We start from the raw sequence: 1,432 nt of genomic DNA on the forward strand, positions 1-1,432 counted from the left end.
TAATGCCGATCAGTTAAGCCTAAAATGATCGGTTGAACGATCCTCCAAAGACGTTATAAAGGTCCTAACTTTTGATAGTTAGGACCTTTTCTTTTGCAACTCACAACCGCTCTTGCGATGGCTAACGGCTACGCACCTAATACCGATAAACTCGGGCAGCTTTCAGATATTCTTTGTCCCAACTTTATTAATCAATGCCTTGAAGCTACCGGTGTGGCAACGGTTAGAAAGCGCCGCATTCCTTTAGATATGGCCGTATGGACAGTCATCGCAATGTCCCTCTATCGACAAGAGCCCGTTTGGAGCATTGTGAGTAAGGCGCAGTTAATGCTGCCAGGCAAAAAGCCTTTAGTTGCCCCGAGCGCTGTGGTTCAGGCTCGCCAACGGTTGGGAGCTGACGCGGTGAAAGAGGTTTTTCATCGTAGCCAGCAGATGTGGCACCAACAGGCCGAACATCCCACCTGGTCTGGACTAAAACTCCTTGGTGTCGACGGTGTCGTTTGGCGTACACCAGACACCCCGGAGAACAGAGAGCGGTATAAAGCGCCTTCTAATCAAAATGGCGATGGTTCATTTCCCCAAGTGCGAATGGTCTGCCAGATGGAACTAAGCAGCCATATGATGATAGCCAGTGCGTTTGATAGTTATAAGACGAATGAGATGGTTTTGGCAGAACGTCTTATTGAAACAACTCCCGATAATAGCCTGACCATGTTTGACCGGGGCTTCTACTCTCTGGGTTTACTTAATCGTTGGCACCAAACCGGTAAAGAACGTCACTGGTTGATGCCAATGAGAAAAGACACACAATATACCGTCATCAGGAAGCTAGGGCGTAATGACAAAGTGGTTGCTCTGAATGCTAGCCCACAAGCAATGCGGAAGTTCCCAGACCTGCCAGAAACAGTTGAAGTTAGGTTATTAACCAAAAAAATTAAGGGAAAAGAGGTGAATATCCTAACCTCAATGACAGATGTAATGCGCTTCCCATCATCGGAGATAGTCGACCTGTATAGTCATCGTTGGGAAATAGAAGTCGGTTATCGGGAAATCAAATCTTCTTTGCTAAACAATGAGTTCACGCTAAGAAGTAAGCTTCCAGAGATGATAGAGCAAGAGTTGTGGGGAGTGCTGCTTGGCTATAATATCATTCGGTATCAAATGGTAAATATGGCTAAGACGATACCGGGTATCCATCCAAATCAGCTGAGTTTTACCACAAGCGCAACCGCGATAATCCATCTGATATATGGATTTTGGTTGGAAGCGGCAGGCACTATCCCGAAACGCATCAATCATCTACTCGATGAAACACCACACCATGTTTTACCACTAAAAAGAGAAGACCGAATATACCCAAGATGTGTGAAACCCAAGAGCAAAAAATACCCTAATAAGAAAAAAGCCAGTCAGCTTAACTGACTGGCATTAG

The 1,432-nt window shown here is 45.5% G+C and carries 1 protein-coding gene; it reads left to right on the top strand.

Going from position 1 to position 1,432, the window contains the following annotated elements; translation table 11 throughout:
• Window positions 1-93 precede the first annotated feature (93 nt).
• Window positions 94-1,422: an IS4 family transposase gene (locus APB76_RS19090; RefSeq protein ID WP_054963691.1), complete on the top strand. Its 1,329-nt coding sequence runs from the start codon at window positions 94-96 to the stop codon at window positions 1,420-1,422.
• Window positions 1,423-1,432 lie beyond the last annotated feature (10 nt).

This window comes from Vibrio bivalvicida (genome assembly GCF_001399455.2).
GTDB lineage: Bacteria > Pseudomonadota > Gammaproteobacteria > Enterobacterales > Vibrionaceae > Vibrio > Vibrio bivalvicida.